This is a genomic window from Hymenobacter siberiensis (assembly GCF_018967865.2).
Taxonomy (GTDB): Bacteria; Bacteroidota; Bacteroidia; order Cytophagales; family Hymenobacteraceae; genus Hymenobacter; species Hymenobacter siberiensis.
The window spans coordinates 3419136-3439750 of record NZ_JAHLZY020000001.1; the positions used below are offsets into that span (position 1 = coordinate 3419136).

A 20615-nucleotide genomic window follows, 5' to 3' on the forward strand; every position below is an offset into this window, starting at 1 on the left:
CAATGCAATCGGGGCTTTTTGGCAATAAATCACTGGCTGGGATTACATCTGGTCGAGCAACCACAGGATGATGAAAATCAAGCCGATGATGGCGATGATGGTACCAATCAGGCCATTGAGCAGGCCCACCAGCAAGCCCACGAGCAGCAGGATAATGCCAATGCGCAGGTTACCGCTGATGGCCGCCGTGCTGGACGTCGAAGCCGTGTTATCATGCTGGCGAACCGAGCCCGACTTCTGCATCAGCTTGTCCATTTTGCGGGTCACCTTGCTCAGGGCCATGCGCTGCACCAAATTCAGCTTGGGAGCCGGAGCGGCCACAACCGCAGCGGGCACCTGAACGGCTGTGGCGGGCGTTGCAACGCGGGCCATGGTTTTAGCTGCTGGCGCGGCAGCAACTGTAGCCAGAGCGGCGGGCTGCACCGTGGCTACTGCGGCCGGGGCGACAGTGGCACCGGACTCGGCAGCGGGCATAACGGCCGTTGCGGGCGTGGCGGCGGGCACGGGAGTGGCCACGCGCGTAACGCCGTGGTAAGAGCTGCCCTTGGGCAGCATTGCGTACTCGGAACGGCTGCAGCTACCCAGCGTGAGGGCACAGGCAGCCAGCGCAACGAGTTTGGCGAAGGGAGGAAAAAAATTCTTCATAAGGTTACGGAGTAAAAAAAATTGAATGCCCATTCTACGGCAAAAATTGTAAATAGGCGATTATTTGGAAATACTTTTTTATCCCATCACTTTTTAAAATCGGTTTTCAGCACGATTCATGCTACCCTTCAGCTTGTTTCCAGTAGCGGCCGGGCTGAACGCAGCCCAACAAATTGCTGTTGAATAGCCCAGATGTGCTTACTTGCAAACCGTATGAAATACTGTTTTTCTACCTGGCAACGGGCTTTGGGCGTAGTGGGAATAGGAACGGGAGCCGGAGTGCTGGTATTGAGCTGCACGCAGCTCCCGGCCGAAACCCGCCCGTCGATAGGGAATGAGCAGCGCTTGCAGGCCCTGCAGGTAGCCGATACCAGCGGCTACGAAACAGCCTCGCCCCGCGACCCCAACGGCATTGGCACCTATTACCTGGGCCGCCAGATTGCCCACGTAATGGGCCACGAAGGCGCGAGCTGGCTGGAACGCAACGGCCGCCGCCAGGAAGAAGGCACCGACCTGCTCCTGAAAGAGCTAAACCTGAAGCCCACCGATGTGGTGGCCGACATTGGGGCCGGCACGGGCTTTTTCTCGTTTCAATTAGCCAAAAGAGTCCCCAAAGGCGCAGTGTTGGCCGTTGATATTCAGCCCGAAATGATTGCGGCGCTGCAGGACAATAAGCGCCGCCTGAAGGCAACCAACGTGCGCTCCGTGCTGGGCACTACCACCAACCCCGGCCTGCCCGCCGATAGCGTGGACCTGGTACTCATCGTGGATGCGTACCACGAGTTCGACCATCCGCGTGAGATGGGCCGGGCCATTCGGCGGGCGCTGCGCCCCGGCACGGGCCGGCTGGCCCTGGTCGAGTACCGAGCCGAAGACCCCAGCGTGCCCATCAAGCGCATTCATAAAATGAGCATTGGGCAGGCCCGCAAGGAAATGGCCGCCGTGGGCATGGTTCTGGCCGATTCCATTGAAACGCTGCCGCAGCAGCACCTGCTGCTGTTCAGAAAGTAGCCTCCCTTGCACCGTAAGCTTCAGCTTGCAACAGGCGGCAGCGAGTTCAATCGTTGCGGGCGTTTCACTCGCTACGCTCGTCGCAAGCTAAAGCTTACGGTACAGTGCGACCTTTGCGGAATGAACCCCGACCCGCGCCTGCTTTCCATTCAGGATTTCACTTATCCGCTGCCCGCCGAGCGCATTGCGCCCGAGCCCCTCCCCGACCGCGCTGCCAGCAAGCTCCTCGTGAGCCGCCACGGCCAGCTTACCGATAAAAACTTCCGCGACCTGCCCGGTGAGCTGCCGGCCGGCGCGCTCCTCGTTTTCAACGACACCCGTGTGGTGCGGGCCCGGCTGTTGGCCCGGCGGCCCACTGGCGGGCAGGTCGAGCTGTTTTGCCTGGAGCCAGTGGCCCCGCATCGCAGCCTGGAGCTGGCCCTTCAGCAAACCGACCACTGTACGTGGCGCTGCCTGGTGGGCAATGGCCGCCGCTGGAAGGCAGGCCCCGTGATGCTGGACTTCACGGCCGCCGATGGCCAGCCCGCCACGCTGCATGCCGAGCGCCAGGCGCAGGAAGCCGGCACCGCCCTCATTAATTTTCGCTGGGAGCCGGCCGAGCTGCCTTTTGCCGAGGTGCTGCGTGCCGCCGGCCACCTGCCCCTGCCGCCTTACATCGACCGACCCGACACCGCTACCGATGCCGTGCGCTACCAGACCGTGTATGCCGCCACCGAAGGGGCCGTGGCCGCCCCCACCGCTGGCCTGCACTTCACCCCGGAAATTCTGGCTGAGCTACAGGAAAAAGGCTTTGCCACGGGGCACGTTACGCTGCACGTAGGGGCCGGCACGTTCCAGCCCGTGAAGGCCGACCACATGGCCGACCACCCCATGCACACCGAGCCCATTCTGGTCACGGCCGGACTGTTGCGCCAGCTGCTGGCCCATCGGCCCCGGCCGGTGATTGCCGTGGGCACCACCAGCCTGCGCACCCTGGAAACCCTGTATTGGCTGGGTGTGGGCCTGCTGCACGCCGCCGCCGATGCTACCGACCCAGCCCCAGCCCCCGCGACTGAGCTGCTGGTAGCGCAGTGGCAACCCTACGAAATGGCCGGCGCAGCGGCCCGTATCAGCCCCGAAATGGCTCTTACGGCCCTACTCCAGCACCTCGAAGCCACGGGCACCGATACCCTGCAGGCCAGCACGCGGCTGCTGATTGCGCCCGGCTACCAGTTCCGGCTGGTCGATGGGCTTATCACCAATTTTCATCAGCCCGAAAGCACGTTGCTGCTGCTGGTAGCAGCACTGCTGGGCCCCGGCTGGCGCACAGTATATGAGCATGCTTTGAGCCATGGCTACCGGTTTCTGAGCTACGGCGACAGCTCGCTGCTGCTGCCGTGAGGGAAGCAAAAAACGGTTTTCAGGGACTGGCCCAACTGCGGCATACCCCTTGCACCAACCTTTGCCCGTAGGGAGCGTACAAACCCCTCACAACCCTTTTTCCTTCTCCTGACTCTGATGAAAAAAATAACCCTATTGCTCGCATTTTCCGCTTTTGCTACTGCTGCTTTTGCGCAAACCACTCCTTCTACGGAAGTGAAAGTGCGCGACAATGGCACCACCAAAGTGGTAACCAAAACCGGCAAAACCAACGTTGGCCAAGCCCTTGACAACACAAAAGATGCCGCCGGCAACGTGGCCCACAAAACGGGTAGCGCCATCAAGCGCGGCGCGCGCAAAACCGGCCGCGCTGTGAAACGCGGCACCCAAAAAGTAGGCAAAAAAACGGTAAAAGCTACTCAAAAGGCAGAAGCCAAAACCGAATAGTCCTTTCCAAGAACTGTTCCTTTCCGCTTTCCAGCAAGAAGAACCCCGGCCAAGGCCAGGGTTTTTTCTTGCCCGCTTGCGAAGCGAAAGGGCTACTCCGCGCTGGGCTTTTCGCGCACTTCGTGCAGCACTTTTTCTACGATGCTGCGCCCAAACAGGCTGAGGCCCGAGTTGAGCACTACCAAGGCCGCCGTGCCGGCAGCCAGCCACTTTGAAGCGGGCTGGCGCTGGTCTTTCAGGCTGCCGGCCCAGTGCACCATGCTGGCGCCCGCGCCAATGGTAGCCAGCCCCAGCGGGGCAAAAATCAGCCATTTTGATTTATGCGTCATCGAATAAAAAAGGAATAAGGGTGTAATGATGAGCCACGCGCGGCGATTCAGCTTCTGGGCTGTTATCAGCACGTACCTTTCGGCTTTCTGCTTACGCACCGTACCGAGCCGTGTTTCGACTACGGATTCCGCCTTCGCTTTATGACGCCTTACGAACAACTGCTGCACCTCGCCTTCACCGCGCCCAACGACGTGAAGTATTATCTCACCCCCAATGCGTTGCAGGCCTACGACCTGATGCGTAAAGCCCCGCCCGCGCAGCTGCCCTTCCGCTTCGAGCAGGTGCGCCTGGGCCTGGCCCTGAGCCTGCTCAAACTAGTATCGGAGCTGGGCGACCACGACGAGAGCCGCCAGGTGCTTGATGTGCTGCACCGCGCCCTGAACGAGGCCCACTCGCCCGAGGACATCGACCGCATTATCGGCCGCGAGGCGCGCTTGTTCGACCGCCTCTACGAAAACCTGTATGTGAACGAAGAAGGCGAAGAGCTGCTCAACCTCTTCGGCCGCACGCTGGATGCCGACGCACCCGAAGTGCTCGAAGCAGTGGCGCAGGAAGGCGTGGACCTGGCCCGCACCCTCGATTTAGACTCCGACGAGGACGAGTAAACCACATTTTTTATTCGGAGTATTACCAATCCATCCCCATTTCTTAACCCCTGCCCATGGCACTTTCCATTCTTGGTTTTATTATTCTGGTACTGGGGCTGAATGCCAGCCGCTTCTCCGAGCGGCTGGAGCGCCTGCGCGGCGGCCTCATTTTCCTGGGCGGCGCGTTTCTGATTCTGGGGCTGGCCCTGAGCACCATCGTGCAGGTCGGAGTGGGCCAAGTGGGCGTGCAAACGCTGTTTGGGCAGGTGCAAAAGCGGGTGCTGCAACCCGGCCTGAGCACGGTGAACCCGCTGGTGGACGTGACCCGCTTCGACACCCGCACGCAGAACTACACCATGTCGGCGCAGCACGGCGAGGGCTCCCAGGCGGGCGACGACGCCATTCGCGTCCTCTCGGCCGACGGCCTGGAAGTGATTATCGACCTCACTGTGCTTTACCACGTACTGCCGGCTCAGGCCCCCAAAATCCTGGCCACCATTGGCGAGGACTACCAGGACAAGATTGTACGGGCCATTTCGCGGACCCGCATCCGCGACAACGCAGTTTATTACGATGCCGTGGCGCTGTACTCCACGCGCCGCGAGGAGTTCCAGACGCGCATTCTGGCCGCCATCGAAAAGGATTTTCGCACCAACGGCCTGCAGCTCGACCAGCTGCTTATCCGCAACATTCAATTGCCCGAGTCGGTGAAACGCAGCATCGAAAGCAAGATTTCGGCCGAGCAGGATGCGCAGAAAATGCAGTTTGTGCTGCAAAAGGAAAAGCAGGAAGCCGAGCGCAAGCGCGTGGAAGCCCAGGGCATTGCTGACTACCAGCGGATTGTGAACACCGAGCTGAGCGACAAGCTGCTGCAGTACGAAACCATCAAGGCCAACCAAGCTATTGCCACTTCGCCCAATGCCAAGGTTATCATCATGGGCGGCGGGCGTGGCGCTACGCCGCAGCTGCTGATTGGCGATAAGTAGCACCATATCTGCATCTACAAAAAAAGCCCTGGCAGTGTGCCAGGGCTTTTTTTGTAGATGAAAACGTGGGCAGTTTAGTAGCCGTCGTTCTGTTGCAGGTTGGCGTTCAGGTCGCGCTCGCGCTGGGGGATGGGGAAAATCAGCTTAGGCGAGCTGTAGGGCAGGCTGCCAACGGACGCGGCGTTGCGCTTGAGGTCGTGCAGCAGGAAGCCTTCGAAAGCCAACTCCAGGTGCCGCTCACTCAGGATAGCAGGCAGCGTGAGTGTAGTGAGGGCCGGCAGTTTTGCGCGGGCCCGCACGCGGTTCACATCGGCCAGCGGAGTAGCACCCAGTGTGGTATTAGCACGGAAGTTGCCCTCGGCACGGGTGAGGTACATTTCGGCCAGACGGATGAGGTGAATGTTGCCGTGAATGTTGTCGAACTTCAGGGTAAGCGCCGCGTCGGGGCCGTTGCTGGTGTCGAACAGGTTCAGGCGGTCATCGGCCGCATTGTAGAGGCCCAGGTGCAAATCGAGCACGGCCACATCGCCCCGGCCGTTGCTGGAGTAGAACGTATTCAGGTCGTTGGTACCGCTTTGGGTGGTGAGCTGAACGTCGAATATGCTTTCGCTGGTGTTGGCCTTATTGGCAAACTCATCAGCGTAGCGGGGTACCAACGAGTAGCTGCCGGTCTGAATTACCTTGTTGGCCTCGGCGGCGGCATCGGCGTAGCGGCCCTGCTGCAGGTACACCCGCGAGAGCATGGCCGAAGCGGCCGCGCTGGTAGCAAATACGCCGTTGGAGGCGGGTAGTTGACGCTCGGCATCCAGCAGGTCCTTGATAACCTGGGTGTAAATCTCGGCCACCGAGTTGCGCTTAGCCAAGCCCGTCACCGTGAGGGCATTGGCGGGGTTATTAGGGTCGGTGGGGGTAACTACCAGCACCACGCCGGGGTTGCTGGCCGGCGTGCCGTCGTTCCAGGCGCGGGCATAGAGGCGCACGAGGTCGAAATACAGCGAACCGCGCAGAAACTTGGCCCCACCGGCCACGGCATCGGCCTTGGTAGCGGTTACTTTGCCAAGGTTGGCCAGCACCGTGTTGGCCACGTTGATGGTGCGGTACGCATTAATCCAGGTGAAGGACACGAAGGAGTTATTCACCAGAATGCGCTTGTTGAAAATCTCTTTCGGCTGGCTGTAGGTGCCGCCAAACTGAATTTCGCCGTTGTCGCCCAAGAAATCGGAGTAGTACTGGAAGCCACCGCCGTAGAGGTACTGGTCGCCGGCCAGCTCGTAGCCGCCTTTCAGCAGCGTTTCCACGTCGTTGGAGTTGTTGAGGGCCGTTTCGGCGGGCACCGAGTTCACGGGGGCCACATCGAGGCGCTTGCCGCAGCCGCTCAGCATTGCCGCGCTGAGGCCGGCAGCCAGGGCCAGGGGATAAAATACCTTTTTCATATAGTTCGAACTGTCGGAAGTGAGGAAAAGAGCCCGGGCTTAGAAGCCCACATTGATGCCCACGGTGTAGGTGCGGGCTTGCGGGGCCGAGTAGAAGTCGTTGCCCTGGCCAATGTTACTAGCTTGGTAGTCGGCGTTCACTTCCGGGTCCCAGCCCTTGTAGGGCGTGAAGGTGAGCAGGTTGACACCAGTGAGGTAGATGCGCACGCGCTCAAGCATGGCCTTGCCCACAACGGCGGCGGGCAGGGTGTAGCTCAGCGTGGTCGTCTTCAGGCGCACGTAGTCGCCGTTGGAGAGGTAGCGAGTCGAGTTGGCGGTGCCGTTGCCCTCAAACAGACGGGCCTGGGGCACATTGGTGATGTCGCCGGGCTTCTGCCAGCGGTTCAGCTGGTCGGTGGTCTGGTTGTCGAAGCCGTTGCTGGCATTGGCGGCCTGGTACTGCCCGCCACCGTCAAAAATCTTGTTACCAAACACGCCCTGGAACGTGAAATTCAGCTCCACACCTTTGTAGCTCAGGGTATTGGTTACGCCGCCCACCCAGCGCGGGTTGGGGTTGCCCACTACCACGCGGTTGGCATCGTTGTAGTTGCTGGTCGTGCCAGCGCTGTGGTCAATGGTTGTGCTGCCGTCGTCGTTCGTCTTATTCTTCCAGTACAGGGCATCGCCGTTGGCGCGGTCTACCCCAGCGTATTCCACAGTGTAGAACACGCCGATGGGCTGGCCTTCTACGGCGCGGTTCACGTAGCCGCCGTTCAGGATTTGCTTGTCCAGGTTCGTGATTTTGTTCTGGTTGGTGGCCGCGTTGAAGGTGGTGGTCCAGGCGAAGGCACCCACCGCGTTGCGGGTAGTCAGCGAGAATTCCAGGCCCTTGTTTTCGAGGCTGCCCACGTTGCGGAACTGTCTGGTGTAGCCCGTGACGCTGGGGGTGTTCACCGCCAGCACCAGGCCGGTAGTCTTTTTCAGGTAGGCATCCACCTCACCGGTAATGCGGTTATCGAGGAAGCCGAATTCGAGGCCGGCGTCGGCCTGCGTGGTCGATTCCCACTTCAGGTCGGGGTTACCCAGCGTCTGGTCGGGCCGGATGGTGGGGCCGCCCGCGTAGGAGCCACCCGAGTACAGGGAACGAGATATGAAGTCGCCGAAGCCCTGGTTGCCGGTTTTGCCGAAGCTGACGCGCGGCTTGAGCAGGCTCAGCACTTTCTGGTCGTGCAGGAAGGCTTCATCGGTAACTACCCAGCCCAGCGAAGCAGCCGGGAAGAAACCATAGGGATTGTTTTTGCCGAAACGCGACGAACCGTCAACGCGGCCGCTCAGGGTGAGCAGGTACTTGCTGGCAAAGGCGTAATTGACGCGGGCGAAGTATGAAACCAGCGTGCTGCCCGTGCTGCGCGACGAACCGGCGTTAATCAAACCAGCGCTGGTGATGTACTTGAAGGCATCGCTCGGAAACTGCTGGCCCGACACGCTGTTGCTGTTGATGCGCCGCTCTTCGTACGACGTACCCACCACGGCCTCCACCGAGTGCAGCTCGGCAAAGCGCTTCTGGTAGGTCAGAAAGTTGTTGGTTGTGAAGCGGTTGTTCTGCACATAGGCGTTGTAGCCGTTGCCGTTGCTGGTGAAGTCGGTGTTGCGGGCCGTGAGGCGGCCCTGATAAGAAGTCTCGTTCTGGTTCAGCAGGTCCATGCCCAGCTCGCTGCGGAATGAGAGGCCATCGACGATTTTAAACTGCCCGTACACGTTGCCCACCGTGCGGTATACCGTGGTCACAAACGAGGCGTTTTCCACGCTCAGCAGCGGGTTGTAGTACACCGGAAAGTTGGTGTTGGGCTGGCCGGTGGCCGGGTCCAGCGCCCCGCTCAGCAGCCCCGTGCGGGGGTCGATGAGGGGTGTGATGGGCGACAAGGCCACCAGCTGAAGCGGCGTGCCGAAGGAGTTGTCGTTGTCGAGGCGGTTGTTTTTGGTACGGGCCAGGTTAATGTTCACGCCCAGGGTCAGGCGCTTGCTGGCATTGTGGTCCACGTTGATGCGGGCGCTCATCTTCTCAAACTTGTTGTTGATGAGGATGCCCTTCTGGTTGGTATAGTTGCCGGCAATGTAAAAGCGGGTTTTCTCGTCGCCGCCGTTGGCACCCAGGTCATACTGGCTGAAGGGAGCCCGCTGAAAGGCTTCGTTCTGCCAGTTGGTGTTCACGGCCGCCGTCTTGTAGTCATCGTTGCCGGCCGAAAAGCGGCGCAGGCGGGCCTCAGTGTAGGCCACGTAATCGAACGAAGGGTCGCGCACGTTTTCGTTCGCGGCAGCTTCGCGTTCCAGCATCACGTAGTCGGCCGAGTTCAGATACGACTTTTTGCGGGTAGGCTCGCTAACGCCAGTCTGGTAGCCCAGGTTGAACTTGGTGGGGCCGCTCTTGCCGTGCTTGGTGGTGATAAGGATAACACCGTTGGACCCGCGCGAACCGTAAATGGCCGACGACGAGGCATCCTTCAGAATGCTGATGGACTCGATGTCGTTGGGGTTGAGGTCGGCAATCGGGTTAGTAGGGGCCGAGGTGCCCGACTGGTCTTCCGAGGTAATGGGGATGCCATCAATCACGTACAGCGGCTGCGTATCACCGCTCACCGATGTAGTGCCGCGCACGCGCACCTTCACGGCCTGGCCCAGCTTGCCGCTGCCGTTCTCAATAAATACGCCGGCCGCCTTGCCCTGAATGGCTTGTTCGAACGACGTAACCGGCGTGTTGGCAATTTCCTTGGACGAAACCGTAGCCACGGAACCGGTGAGGTCGGTTTTAGACTGGGTGCCGTAGCCTACTACTACCGCTTCGCTCAGCTGCGTAGCCGCCACGGCCAGCGTCACGTTGATAGCCGTTTGGCTGCCCACCGCAATAGTCTGCGCCGTGTAGCCCACCGAGCTGATAACCAGCGTAGCACCTGGCTTCACGCTCAGGCTGAAAGCACCGTTGGCCCCGGTGCTCACCCCATTGGTAGTACCGCGCTCCAGAATGGTGGCACCAGGCAGGTCACCACCATCGGAGCCGGTAACGTGGCCACTAATGGCCACCGACTGCGCCCAGGCCGGAGCCGATAGCAGACAAGCCGCCGCTATCATGGCTGGTCTTATGGGGACGAATAAACTTTGTTTCATGTCCGTGTTGAATGGTGATTAATGAATCCGAAAAAAATGACAAAACCGTGCTTCAAACGTTTTGTTAAAAAAAACGCAATAGTTGACCCGGAGTGATGAATTGAGTTTAACTCCAACTACACGATGTTGAAACAAATATAATTACACACCTTTCTCCTCCAATAGTTTTTTATTGGGATAGCCCCTACTCCGTTGGGCACTGCCATACCTGCTACCTTTGCTGTCTCAACCTTGTGCTGTCCTCAGTGCCAGCCTCGCTGACTCCCTTTTTGCCTCAATGCCAACCATTCATTACCTCACCACGGCCGACGCTATTGCTACCGCCGCCGCACATTTCGCCACCTTGCCGCGCATCGGCATCGACCTGGAATTTGACGACATGCGCCACCGTTACGGGCGCCATCTAGCACTTATTCAGGTATTTGACGGTACTGAAGTGTATCTGATTGACCCTTTGCCCCTGCCTGACATGGCAGCCGACCTGGAACCACTATTTGCGGTGCTCCGCGACCCGGCCGTGGCCAAAGTGTTCCACTCCTGCAAGTCAGATATTCTGCTGCTTGACGAGGTATTCAGCGTTAATTGCCGCACCATTGTGGACACCAGCGTTCAGTTTACTTTGCTGGCTGCTGAGGATAATAATATTTCGCTGGGCCGCCTTATTCAGGCCGAACTGGGCTTCGAAGTCGACAAAGGCGAGCAGAAGTCGAACTGGCTGAAGCGCCCGCTCACCGAAGCCCAAAAGGAATACGCCGCCAACGACGTACTCTATCTCTTCGAGCTCACCGACCGCCTCAGTGCCCGCCTCACCGAGCTGGACCGTGCCGACTGGGCCGCCCAGGAAAACCTGGCCCTCGAAGCCGTGCGTTACGGCCGCGACGACCCGCGCCCGTGGTCGCGCAACGCCGCTAAGTATAAGATTTCGGCCCAGGAAATGCCCATGTTCCGGGAGCTGTTTATGCTGCGCGATACCGTGGCCCGGCAGCTCGACCGCCCGCCCTACCACGTTCTCAGCAACGACCGGCTGGCCGAGCTGGCCCGCAATCCGCTCGAAACCGCGCTCCAGCTGCGCACCGCCAACGGCCTGCACCCCGAGCTGAAACGCTCGCCCTACGCCGAGCAGCTCCTCGCCATCGGCACCACCGACTTGGAGCCCGATGCGCCGCTGCCGCTCGAGCAGCGTAAGTTTCCGTTCCGCCGCCGCCTCAACGGCCCCGCCGCCGCCCGTGCCGATGCCCGCGAAGCCCTGCTTATGGCCCTAAAAGGCCACCTTACCACCGACCACGGCAGCACCATGGCCAACATGGTCCTCAGCAACCGCCTCATCACCGACATCATCGAGCTGGGCACCGAAGCCGCCCTGCGCCCTTGGCAGCAGCAGCTGCTGAAGGGTTCGGCTGAGAAGCACGGCGAGGATTACGCGTCGATTGAGCAGCTATTCTAGACCACGGATTAGCGCGGATTTTAGCGGATTTCACGGATTTTGTAGTCGTCTTTTCGCGCCAGTTTTAAATCAGGTTTTCATAAAAAAGGCTTGCCTGACGGCAAGCCTTTTTTATGAAGCGTATTCTCCAGTCCGACCGTCCTAGGCGGTCGGACCGGCTGTCGTTAAACCGAAATCGCTGGTGCTTCAACCGGTCCGACTCGAATACGGTTACTTCTGCGCCAGTACTTAGAATTGCGCCTCCTCGGTGCTGCCCACCAAGGCGGCGGTGCTGGTCTGGTTGCTGGTCACCACGTTCTGCACGGCATCGAAATAGCCAGTGCCTACGAATGACTGGTGCTTGACAGCCTGGTAGCCGTCTTTGGCCAGGGCGAATTCGCGCTCCTGCAGCTCCGAATAGCCGGCCATACCGCGCTGGCGGTAGGCCTGGGCCAGCTCGAACATGCTGGTATTGAGGGCGTGGAAACCAGCCAGCGTGATGAACTGGAACTTGTAGCCCATAGCGGCCAACTCCTCCCGGAAGGTTTCCATCTGCTCCACGCTCAGCTTCGAAGCCCAGTTGAACGACGGCGAGCAGTTGTACGCCAGCAGCTTGCCGGGGAACTGGGCATGAATGGCTTCGGCAAACTTGCGGGCATCGTCCAGGTCGGGGTGCGAGGTTTCCATCCAGATGAGGTCGGCGTAGGGCGCATAGGCCAGGCCACGGGCAATACCGGCCTCAATACCGCAGCGAACGCGGTAGAAGCCTTCGTTGGTGCGCTCGGCTTCCTGCAGGATGAAGGGTTGGTCGCGGGGGTCCACATCGGCGGTGAGCAGGTCGGCGGCGTCGGCATCGGTGCGGGCCACGATGAGCGTGGGCACGCCCATCACATCGGCGGCCAGGCGGGCGGCCACCAGCTTGTTGATGGCTTCCTGGGTGGGCACCAGCACTTTACCGCCCAAATGCCCGCACTTCTTGGCCGATGAGAGTTGGTCTTCGAAATGCACGCCAGCAGCCCCGGCCTCAATCATCATCTTCATCAGTTCGAAAGCATTCAGATTACCCCCGAAACCCGCCTCGGCATCAGCCACGATGGGCGCGAGGTAGTGAATGTCGCTCCGCCCGTCGAGGTGCTGAATCTGGTCAGCGCGCAGCAGGGCGTTGTTGATGCGGCGCACCACGGCCGGCACGCTGTCCACGGGGTACAGGCTCTGGTCGGGGTACATGTGGCCGGCACCGTTGGCATCGGCCGCCACCTGCCAGCCGCTGAGGTAGATGGCCAGCAAGCCCGCCTGCACTTCCTGCACGGCCTGGTTGCCGGTGAGCGCGCCCAGCCCGGCCACGTACTCGCGGGTGTGCAGCAGGTCCCAGAGCCGCTCGGCGCCCTGGCGGGCCAGCGAGTATTCGATGTGCACGGAGCCCTGCAGCTTCACCACATCCTCGGGCGAATAAGGGCGTTGAATGCCAATCCAGCGGGGATTGTGGGCCCAGTCGAGGGCGATTTCGGCGGCGCGTTGGGGTTTGGTCTTCATGGGGCTTGGGATTAGGTTGGTGGTGGGTTGGGTTTGGGCAAAGAGGTACTGGGCTGCCCATCGGGCGGCTTTTTTGGGAGTTCGGAAGTGGGATGTAGCGTGGACTTTGCGAGTCCACGCTACTGCGTATTTACGCCAGTTGCTCGTAGGCCGGCACGGTCAGGAATTCGATGAACTGCTCGCTCATCACCAGTTTATCAAAAAGCCGGGCGGCATTCACGAAATGACCTGTTGAGTAGGCCTCCTCCCCTACCTGCGCCTTGATTTTTTCCAGCTGCCCGGGCACCAGGCCACGGTACAGCTCCGTGGTGACGGGGCGGCCATCGGCCAGCACGGTACCCGGCGTGTGCAGCCACTGCCACACCTGCGCCCGGCTGATTTCGGCCGTGGCGGCGTCCTCCATCAGGTTGTAAATCGGCACGCAGCCGTTGCCGCCCAGCCAGGAGGCCAGGTACTGAATGGCCACGTCGATGTTCAGCTTCAGACCATCCTCGGTGATGCTGCCGGTGGGCGCTTTCACCAAATCGGCGGCCGTTACGTGCACATCCAGGCGCTTGTTCTCGATTTGGTTGGGGCCGGGCATGAGGCGGTTGAAGACTTCAAGCGCCACCGGCACCAGGCCGGGGTGGGCCACCCAGGTACCGTCGTGGCCGTTGGTGGCTTCGCGAATTTTATCCTGCCGCACCTTTTCCAGGGCCGCATCGTTGGCGGCGGGGTCGTTTTTGATGGGAATCTGGGCGGCCATACCGCCGATGGCGTGCACGCCCCGGCGGTGGCATATTTGCACCACCAGCGCCGAGTAGGCGGCCATGAAGGGCACCGTCATGGTCACCTCGGCGCGGTTGGGCAGGCGGAAATCCGGGTTCAGGCCCAAGCGCTTGATGTAGCTGAAAATGTAGTCCCAGCGCCCGCAGTTCAGGCCCGCGCTGTGCTCGCGCAGCTCGTACAGGATTTCATTCAGCTCGAAGGCGGCCGGTAGGGTTTCAATCAAAACAGTGGCTTTGATGACGCATTTCGGCTGTTTCATCGACCATTGCGCGAAGCCGAACACGTCGTTCCACAGCCGGGCTTCGAGGTGGCTTTCGAGCTTGGGCAGGTAGAAGTACGGGGCCGTACCCCGGGCGCACAGCTCGTGGGCGTTGTGGAAATAGTAGAGGCCGAAATCGAGCAGCGAGGCGCTGATGGGCTCGCCATCAATTAGGATGTGCTTCTCGACCAGGTGCCAGCCCCGTGGGCGCACCATAAGCACGGCCGTTTTCTCGTTCAGGCTATACTCTTTCGTAGGCGTGCTGAGCGAAATAGTGCGGCGCACGGCATCGCGCAGGTTAATCTGACCCTCGATGACGTTGTTCCAGGTGGGCGCGTTGGAGTCCTCTAAGTCGGCCATGAACACGCTGGCGCCGGAATTCAACGCATTGATAATCATCTTCCGCTCCACGGGACCAGTGATTTCCACGCGGCGGTCGAGCAGGTCTTCGGGCAACGGGGCCACGGTCCAGTCCTGGTCGCGAATGCGCTGGGTTTCGGGCAGAAAGTCCGGGAGGATGCCGGCCTCAAAATCGGCCTGGCGCTCGGTGCGGCGGGCCAGCAGGGCCTGCCGCGTGTGGTCGAAGCGGCGGTGCAGCTCGGCCACGAAGGCCAGGGCCGAGGGCGTGAGGATTTCGGCAAACGCCGGTGAGTATGCGCCGATGACTTTCACCCGCTCGGGAGTGAGGTAGGTGGGCGCTGGGGTGGGGGCAACGTCGGTGAAGGTCATTTTTTTAATGTGAGAAGGTGGAAATGAGAAAACGACTTCGTTCAGTCTTCCTCTCGCGGCTGGTGCATGACAACCGACACAAACATAGTAAAGCGAATTTAAATATCTAGCGAATATTCGCTAAAATCAGAAAATTTGCTTCCTCGCTTACCTTTGTTAGAAAGCTGGCTTCGTCACGAAACGGTTTCTTAACGGCTTGAAACGGCTTTTTACGGCGGCAGGCGTTTGCCAATCCAACCAAAAGAAATTTCTCGCATTTTCAAATCCCCACATTTTCAAGTCAAAAAATGCTCAATCACGGCCAGGTCGTTCGCCTCATTTTTGGTCTGAAGCTGCGCGAGTTGCGGCAGGAGCGCAGCCTGAGCCCGGCCGAGCTGGCGCGGGTCTGCGATGTCTCGGTGAGCTACCTCAACGAGATTGAGAAGGGCAAGAAGTACCCCAAGGCCGACAAGATTCTGAGCCTAAGCAAGGCCCTGGACGTGCGCTACGACCAGCTGACTTCACTGGAGCTCCCGCGCCGCCTGGAGCCCATCGGTGAGCTGCTGAACTCCAAGATGCTGAAGGAGTTTCCGCTGGAGATGTACGGCCTGGAGCCCACCCGCATTATCGAGCTGATTGCCAACGCCCCGGCCCGGATGAATGCCTTCATCAGCACCATCTTCGAGATTGCGCGCAACTACGAGATGCGCCAGGAACACCTGTTTCTGGCCGCGCTACGCTCGTTTCAGGAGATGCACGACAACTACTTCGAAGACCTGGAGCAGGACGTGCGCGCCTTCGTGGGCAGCCATCAGCTGAGCACCGCCGCGCCGTTCGACCTCAGCCAGCTGGAGCGCGTGCTAACCGGGGAATACGGCTACACGCTGGACCGCGAAACGCTGGGCCGGCACGCCGTGGCCACCCAGGCCCGGCTGCGGTCGGTTTTCCAGCCCAAAACCAAACGCCTGCTGCTGCGGCCGGGCCTGAGCCGGGGCCAGCAGGCGTTCGTACTAGGCCGCGAAGTGGCCTTCAACTACCTGAAGCTGACGGAGCGGCCTTACGTGAGCAGTAGCCTGCAGGTGAGCTCCTTCGATGAGGTCCTGAATAACTTTAAGGCCTCCTACTTTGCCGGGGCGCTGCTGATGGAAGAGGAAAGCCTACTGCGCGACGTGAAGAAGTTTTTCGGGGCCAAAAAGTGGCAGCCCGAGCTGCTGCTGAACCTGATGACGCAGTACGACGTGAGCCCCGAAATGTTTATGCAGCGCCTCACCACCCTATTGCCGCGGCATTTCGGACTGCAGAGCCTGTTCTTCCTGCGCTTCGACCAGACCGACGCCACCGCGCCCTACGAACTGACTAAAGAGCTGCACCTGGCCCGCCTGCACAACCCCCACGGCAACGAGCTGAATGAGCACTACTGCCGCCGCTGGGTGAGCCTGCGCCTCCTCGACGAGGCCCGCGCCCTGCCCCTGCCCGACACCGACGACGCCCCCGTGACGATGGCCGGCGCGCAAAAATCCCGCTATTTCGGCACCGAGGATGAGTACCTCTGCTTCACGCTGGCCCGTGCCGGCACTCCCACCCAGGTGGCCCTAAGCGTGACCGTGGGCCTGCGCTGCGACGACAACCTAAAGTCCCACATCCGCTTCCTGGCCGACCCGGCCCTGCCCTTCCGCATCGTGAACGAGACCTGCGAGCGCTGCCCGATTGTCGACTGCGAGTCGCGCGCGGCGGCCCCGACGGAAATTGTGCGGCTGGCCGAACGCGCCGCGTTTGAGGCGGCCGTGGCGGAGCTGGTGGCGGGGTAGGTGGCCCTCCGCGTCGGCCTCACCCCCTAGCCCCTCTCCGGTGGAGAGGGGCTAGGGGGTGAGGCCGACGCGGAGGGCGTCAAGGCCCTAACTTTACCCCTCACCACGCCCCGACGCATTTGCCCCCCCGCTCCCGCCGCCTGCTTCCCTACTTCCTGCTGCTGGCCCTGCTTGCATCCGCCGCCGGCTACACGGTCTGGCGCGTGGCCTACCGCCCCAACGTCACAGCCTTCGCCGAAGGCCCGGCCTACCTCTACATCCGCACCGGTACAGGCTATGCGGCGGTGCTTGACTCTTTGCAAAAGCATGAGCTGCTGCTGGAACCGACCACCTTCCGCTGGGTGGCCGAGCACCACGACTACCCCACCCACATACTGCCCGGCCGCTACCGGCTGGACCCCGGCATGGGTAATATCGACCTGGTAAAGATGCTGCTGTTTGGCCGGCAGGATACGGTGAAGTTTGAGCTAAAGCCCTTTCATTACCTCGACCAGCTGCCGCGCAAAGTATGCGGCCGGCTCGAGACCGACTCTTTTAAGCTGGAGCTGCTGCTGGGCGATAACGAGGGCCTGCAACGCCGCTACCATCTCGACACCTGCACCATTCGCACCATGTTTATCCCGGGGCAGTACCGGTTGCTGTGGAACACCAGTGCCCCGATTTTTCTTGATTCGGTGGCCGCCCGCTACCGCCGATTCTGGCGGCCGGAGCGGCAGGCCCGGGCCGATTCGCTGAAGATGACGCGCACCCAGGTGAGCGTGCTGGCCAGCATTGTGCAGCGCGAAACGGCCCAGCCCACCGACAAGCCCCTCATTGCCGCCGTGTACCTCAACCGCCTGCGCAACGGCCAGCCCCTGCAGGCCGACCCCACCCTGCTCTGGCCCCTGCACGGCCTGGGCACCCGCAAGCGCGTGCTGAACGTGGACAAAAAAGTGGACTCACCCTACAACACCTACCGGCACAAAGGCCTGCCGCCCGGCCCCATCACCACGCCCCTGCCGGGCTCGCTGCTGGCCGTGCTCAAGCCGGCGCACAACCAGAACCTGTTCTTCTGCGCCCGGCCCGACGGCAGCGGCTTCTCCGACTTCGCCGAAACCTACGCCCAGCACAAGCTCAATGCGCGTCGCTACCAGCACCGGCTAGACAGCCTGGGGGTGAAGCGCTGAAAAAATCCCTGCGCCGCCAGCCAGCTTTTTGCCGAACTAAAACCCGCTCTTCCAAACACTCTGCCCTGGGCTTGAGCACTTCACAGCACCTGCGCAGAGCAGCCCGGCGCGACTGTGGCAGTGGTGGTCGCATTTCATTTCTTAATGTGGGCCACAGGCCGGGGGCTGGGCTGCTACCGGCTGGCTGTGTACATTTGTTTCCCAATTTTCCGCAAAACCGCCCGTATGCGCCAACCTCTTCTTTTTCTAATTCCTGTCTTCTGTGAATTAACGGCTTCGTCGGCCCTGGCCAGCGGATATGACAGCGGCCCGCAGGGTGCCCGGGTACTGGGCCTGGGCGGGGCCAGCACGGCCTACATCAACAGCATTGCCAGCCTGAGCACCAATCCCGGCCTGCTGGGCCAGTGGGCCGACTCCCTCACCCGCATCAGCATTGGGGGCATGGGCCAGATACGGCGCGCTTCCTTTGTGGGGCAGGACACCTACCAGCGCACCGACCAAGACCTGGTGGTGCAGCCCGGCGGCTACCTCTACGCCACCCACGCCCTAAACAAGCGCGTGGCCCTGGGCCTGGCCGTCACCACTCCCTACGGCTACCACACCAAGTGGCCCAGCACCTGGGAAGGCCGCTCCGTGATTCAGGAAAGCCAGCTCAATACCTACTTTGTGCAGCCCACGGTGGGCATCCGGCTCAACGACAACTTTAGCGCCGGCGTGGGCTTTGTGTACGCGTTTGGCAAGTACAGCCAGCGCAGCGCCCTGGGCCAGTACGACGACCAAGCGGCCCAGACCCAGCTTAGCACCAGCGGCTCGGGGTTTGGGGTGAACGCGGGCCTGTACGGCCGCAGCGGCGACAAACTGTCATTCGGCATCAGCTACCGCAGCAGCGTGCAGCTGAAAATGAACAACGGCACCCTCACCACCACCGGCGTGCCCGCCCGCGATGCCGGCCTGGCCCCGGCCGCGTCGGCCTTCACCACGCGCATTACCATGCCCAGCACACTTTCTGTGGGCATCGCCGACCGCATCACCAAGAAATTGCTACTCACCTTCGATTTCTCGCTGAGCGGCTGGAGCTCGGTCGATTCGCTGAAGCTGAGCGTGGCCGCCACGGGCAACACCCCCGCCCGCACCCAAAGCAGCGTGCGCCGCTACGAAGACGCCCTGAGCTTTCGGGTAGGTACCGAGTACCAGGTCAACCCCAAGCTGACCGTGCTCGGCGGCTTTCACTACGACGAGACGCCCGTGCGCGACGAGTACATCAACCCTGAGTTCCTCGATGCTAACCGCCTGGGCATATCGGCCGGCCTGAGCTACCAGCTCAGTTCCCGCCTGGCGCTGGAGGCGGCCTATGCCTTCGACTACAGCCAGCTGCGCACCGCCCGCGTGGCCCCCACCAACGCGAAGGTGTCCAATGTAGCCGGCACCTACCGCATGGCCGTCAATACGGCCTCGATGGGCATTGCGGTGGCCTTCTAAGCCTGCTATCGGCTCCGCACCCCCTCATTCTGCATTTTCGATTTCGATTTCCGCGATGAAGCATTTTTCTTTTACGCTCCCGGGCCGCGCTGCCTATGTGGCCGCCACCGCGTTGCTGCTGAATGCCTGCGCTCCGGCTCAGGATACCCCTACTCCCACCGCTGGCCTGGACCTGAGCCACTACCTGGCCGTGGGCGACACCTACACGGCCGGTGTGAGCGCGGGCGGCCTCACCCGCGCCAGCCAACAGTATTCTTTCCCGAACCTGCTGGCACAGCAGTTTCAGGGCATCTCGGCCGGGGCGGCCTTCACCCAGCCGCTGCTGGAAGCGGGCTCGGGCACCGGCTACCTCAACTTTGTCGATTTTATCGCCTCAGGGTTGGCGCGCACCACCCGCGTGGCCGGGCAGGCCTTCCGGGGCAACCTCATTATCACTCCCGGTACCTGCGGTACTCCCGACACGACGCGCCTGCTGGCGCGCGCTGCCACGGCCAGTGCCCTGCCCCAAAACCTGGGCATTCCCGGCATCACCCTGGCGCAGCTGGAAATAGTGGGCCTGGGCAACGAGGTCAACGCCAAGCCTGGCACGCCTTTCAACCCTTATTTTGAGCGCCTGCTGCCGGCCGCCGACAGCCGTACCTATCTGCAAGCCGTGACCGATGCGGCCGCCACAGCCACCTTCTTCACCTACTTCCAGGGCCTCGACGACCTGATGCCCTACGTGCGCAGCGGCGGCCAGTGCGGAGCCAACGCGGCCGCGCTGCCCAGCATAACCGTTATGCGAAACAATGCCCGCAAAGTGCTCGACCGCCTCACGGCCAAAGGCCAGCCGGGTGTCATCATCCGGCTGCCGGCACTCACGAGCCTACCGTTTTTGCGGGCCGGCCAGGGCCTTGGCCTGCAGGCCCGCCTGCAAGCCAGCTTTGGCGACACCGCCCGCATTTATATCGAAGACCCGATTGGCCTGCGTGGGGCCCAGCCCATTACCAATGGCGACTATGTACTGGCCACGGCCATTGCACGCATTGGCCGCCCTACGCCCGTGGTAGTGAACGGCGCGACGCTGATGCTGCCCTACGGCCGCGACAGCCGCAATCCGGTGCGCGACGCCGACGTACTCGATAACTCCGAAGAGCTGAGCCGGATTGCGGGGGTGATGAGTAGCTACAACAATGAGCTTGACCGCCTGGCCAGCACCATCTACAAGCTGCCCATCCTCACCCCTTCGGCCAGCACAAGCACGCTGGATTCGGAAGTACTGCTTTTTAATCAGGTAGCCGGTATTATTTCGGTGGCCGGCGTACAATACTCATCTGAGGTGGTGCGGGGCAATTTCTTTTCGCTGGATTACTATACGCTCACGCCGCGCGGCAATGGGCTGCTGGCCAATACCATCATCGCCGCCCTCAACCGCGCCTACCGCACCAAAATCCCGGCCATCGACGTGAACAAGCTGCCGGCAACGGCACAATAGCGTTGGTACGACGGGTTGAGCCCATTTATTCAGCCGAAAAAATCTCCGTGGTTAAGCC

General features: G+C 61.3%; 16 protein-coding genes. 10 read left to right on the forward strand and 6 right to left on the reverse strand.

What is annotated here, in order from left to right:
• Positions 1 to 42: 42 nt before the first annotated feature.
• Positions 43 to 645, reverse strand: a complete 603-nt coding sequence (locus tag KQ659_RS15140; protein ID WP_216680291.1) for a hypothetical protein — start codon at positions 643 to 645, stop codon at positions 43 to 45.
• 213 nt (positions 646 to 858) lie between these two features.
• On the opposite strand from KQ659_RS15140, the gene KQ659_RS15145 reads away from it, so the two are divergent.
• The 3 genes from KQ659_RS15145 (at position 859) to KQ659_RS15155 (ending at position 3462) form a co-directional block, all read left to right on the forward strand.
• The gene (locus tag KQ659_RS15145; RefSeq protein ID WP_216688290.1) at positions 859 to 1656 is read left to right on the forward strand and encodes a class I SAM-dependent methyltransferase; all 798 of its coding nucleotides are present in this window, start codon (positions 859 to 861) and stop codon (positions 1654 to 1656) included.
• A 120-nt stretch (positions 1657 to 1776) separates the two neighbouring features.
• Positions 1777 to 3036 (forward strand): S-adenosylmethionine:tRNA ribosyltransferase-isomerase, encoded by a 1260-nt coding sequence (locus KQ659_RS15150; protein ID WP_216680289.1) that lies wholly within the window; start codon positions 1777 to 1779, stop codon positions 3034 to 3036.
• Positions 3037 to 3153: 117 nt separating this feature from the next.
• Positions 3154 to 3462, forward strand: a complete 309-nt coding sequence (locus KQ659_RS15155; protein WP_216680288.1) for a hypothetical protein — start codon at positions 3154 to 3156, stop codon at positions 3460 to 3462.
• Positions 3463 to 3554: 92 nt separating this feature from the next.
• Here the strand turns inward: KQ659_RS15155 and KQ659_RS15160 are convergent, their stop codons facing one another.
• Entirely contained in the window at positions 3555 to 3791 is a 237-nt protein-coding gene (locus KQ659_RS15160; protein ID WP_216680287.1) for a hypothetical protein, read from the reverse strand.
• A 141-nt stretch (positions 3792 to 3932) separates the two neighbouring features.
• On the opposite strand from KQ659_RS15160, the gene KQ659_RS15165 reads away from it, so the two are divergent.
• Together KQ659_RS15165 and KQ659_RS15170 are read left to right on the forward strand one after the other, a co-directional pair.
• Complete coding sequence (locus tag KQ659_RS15165; RefSeq protein ID WP_216680286.1) at positions 3933 to 4397, forward strand: hypothetical protein; 465 nt, start codon at positions 3933 to 3935, stop codon at positions 4395 to 4397.
• A 56-nt stretch (positions 4398 to 4453) separates the two neighbouring features.
• On the forward strand, positions 4454 to 5365 hold the full coding sequence (locus tag KQ659_RS15170; protein WP_216686198.1) for a prohibitin family protein: 912 nt from the start codon (positions 4454 to 4456) through the stop codon (positions 5363 to 5365).
• Positions 5366 to 5439: 74 nt separating this feature from the next.
• Here the strand turns inward: KQ659_RS15170 and KQ659_RS15175 are convergent, their stop codons facing one another.
• Complete coding sequence (locus tag KQ659_RS15175) at positions 5440 to 6798, reverse strand: RagB/SusD family nutrient uptake outer membrane protein (protein ID WP_216688289.1); 1359 nt, start codon at positions 6796 to 6798, stop codon at positions 5440 to 5442.
• A 39-nt stretch (positions 6799 to 6837) separates the two neighbouring features.
• Entirely contained in the window at positions 6838 to 9939 is a 3102-nt protein-coding gene (locus KQ659_RS15180; protein ID WP_226915772.1) for a SusC/RagA family TonB-linked outer membrane protein, read from the reverse strand.
• Between the two features lie 277 nt (positions 9940 to 10216).
• On the opposite strand from KQ659_RS15180, the gene KQ659_RS15185 reads away from it, so the two are divergent.
• A complete protein-coding gene (locus KQ659_RS15185) occupies positions 10217 to 11383 on the forward strand; it encodes a ribonuclease D (protein ID WP_216680282.1) in 1167 nt (388 codons plus the stop codon).
• Positions 11384 to 11611: 228 nt separating this feature from the next.
• Here KQ659_RS15185 and aceA read toward each other — a convergent pair whose 3' ends face one another.
• The gene (gene aceA, locus KQ659_RS15190; RefSeq protein ID WP_216680281.1) at positions 11612 to 12895 is read right to left on the reverse strand and encodes an isocitrate lyase; all 1284 of its coding nucleotides are present in this window, start codon (positions 12893 to 12895) and stop codon (positions 11612 to 11614) included.
• 130 nt (positions 12896 to 13025) lie between these two features.
• Positions 13026 to 14651 (reverse strand): malate synthase A, encoded by a 1626-nt coding sequence (aceB, locus tag KQ659_RS15195; protein ID WP_216688288.1) that lies wholly within the window; start codon positions 14649 to 14651, stop codon positions 13026 to 13028.
• A 287-nt stretch (positions 14652 to 14938) separates the two neighbouring features.
• Between aceB and KQ659_RS15200 the strand changes: the two genes are divergently transcribed.
• From KQ659_RS15200 to KQ659_RS15215, 4 genes are all read left to right on the forward strand, one after another.
• A complete protein-coding gene (locus KQ659_RS15200) occupies positions 14939 to 16438 on the forward strand; it encodes a helix-turn-helix domain-containing protein (protein ID WP_216680279.1) in 1500 nt (499 codons plus the stop codon).
• 119 nt (positions 16439 to 16557) lie between these two features.
• Positions 16558 to 17604 (forward strand): endolytic transglycosylase MltG, encoded by a 1047-nt coding sequence (gene mltG / locus KQ659_RS15205; protein ID WP_216688287.1) that lies wholly within the window; start codon positions 16558 to 16560, stop codon positions 17602 to 17604.
• A 225-nt stretch (positions 17605 to 17829) separates the two neighbouring features.
• Positions 17830 to 19083, forward strand: coding sequence for an OmpP1/FadL family transporter (locus KQ659_RS15210; protein WP_216680277.1), 1254 nt, complete (start codon positions 17830 to 17832; stop codon positions 19081 to 19083).
• A 55-nt stretch (positions 19084 to 19138) separates the two neighbouring features.
• Positions 19139 to 20557 (forward strand): hypothetical protein, encoded by a 1419-nt coding sequence (locus tag KQ659_RS15215; RefSeq protein ID WP_216680276.1) that lies wholly within the window; start codon positions 19139 to 19141, stop codon positions 20555 to 20557.
• The last annotated feature ends 58 nt before the right edge of the window (positions 20558 to 20615 follow it).

Coding starts and splice junctions, on each gene's coding strand:
- KQ659_RS15140 (WP_216680291.1), bottom strand. CDS start 645: ATGAAGAATTTTTTTCCTCCCTTCGCCAAACTCGTTGCGCTGGCTGCC.
- KQ659_RS15145 (WP_216688290.1), top strand. CDS start 859: ATGAAATACTGTTTTTCTACCTGGCAACGGGCTTTGGGCGTAGTGGGA.
- KQ659_RS15150 (WP_216680289.1), top strand. CDS start 1,777: ATGAACCCCGACCCGCGCCTGCTTTCCATTCAGGATTTCACTTATCCG.
- KQ659_RS15155 (WP_216680288.1), top strand. CDS start 3,154: ATGAAAAAAATAACCCTATTGCTCGCATTTTCCGCTTTTGCTACTGCT.
- KQ659_RS15160 (WP_216680287.1), bottom strand. CDS start 3,791: ATGACGCATAAATCAAAATGGCTGATTTTTGCCCCGCTGGGGCTGGCT.
- KQ659_RS15165 (WP_216680286.1), top strand. CDS start 3,933: ATGACGCCTTACGAACAACTGCTGCACCTCGCCTTCACCGCGCCCAAC.
- KQ659_RS15170 (WP_216686198.1), top strand. CDS start 4,454: ATGGCACTTTCCATTCTTGGTTTTATTATTCTGGTACTGGGGCTGAAT.
- KQ659_RS15175 (WP_216688289.1), bottom strand. CDS start 6,798: ATGAAAAAGGTATTTTATCCCCTGGCCCTGGCTGCCGGCCTCAGCGCG.
- KQ659_RS15180 (WP_226915772.1), bottom strand. CDS start 9,939: ATGAAACAAAGTTTATTCGTCCCCATAAGACCAGCCATGATAGCGGCG.
- KQ659_RS15185 (WP_216680282.1), top strand. CDS start 10,217: ATGCCAACCATTCATTACCTCACCACGGCCGACGCTATTGCTACCGCC.
- aceA (WP_216680281.1), bottom strand. CDS start 12,895: ATGAAGACCAAACCCCAACGCGCCGCCGAAATCGCCCTCGACTGGGCC.
- aceB (WP_216688288.1), bottom strand. CDS start 14,651: ATGACCTTCACCGACGTTGCCCCCACCCCAGCGCCCACCTACCTCACT.
- KQ659_RS15200 (WP_216680279.1), top strand. CDS start 14,939: ATGCTCAATCACGGCCAGGTCGTTCGCCTCATTTTTGGTCTGAAGCTG.
- KQ659_RS15210 (WP_216680277.1), top strand. CDS start 17,830: ATGCGCCAACCTCTTCTTTTTCTAATTCCTGTCTTCTGTGAATTAACG.
- KQ659_RS15215 (WP_216680276.1), top strand. CDS start 19,139: ATGAAGCATTTTTCTTTTACGCTCCCGGGCCGCGCTGCCTATGTGGCC.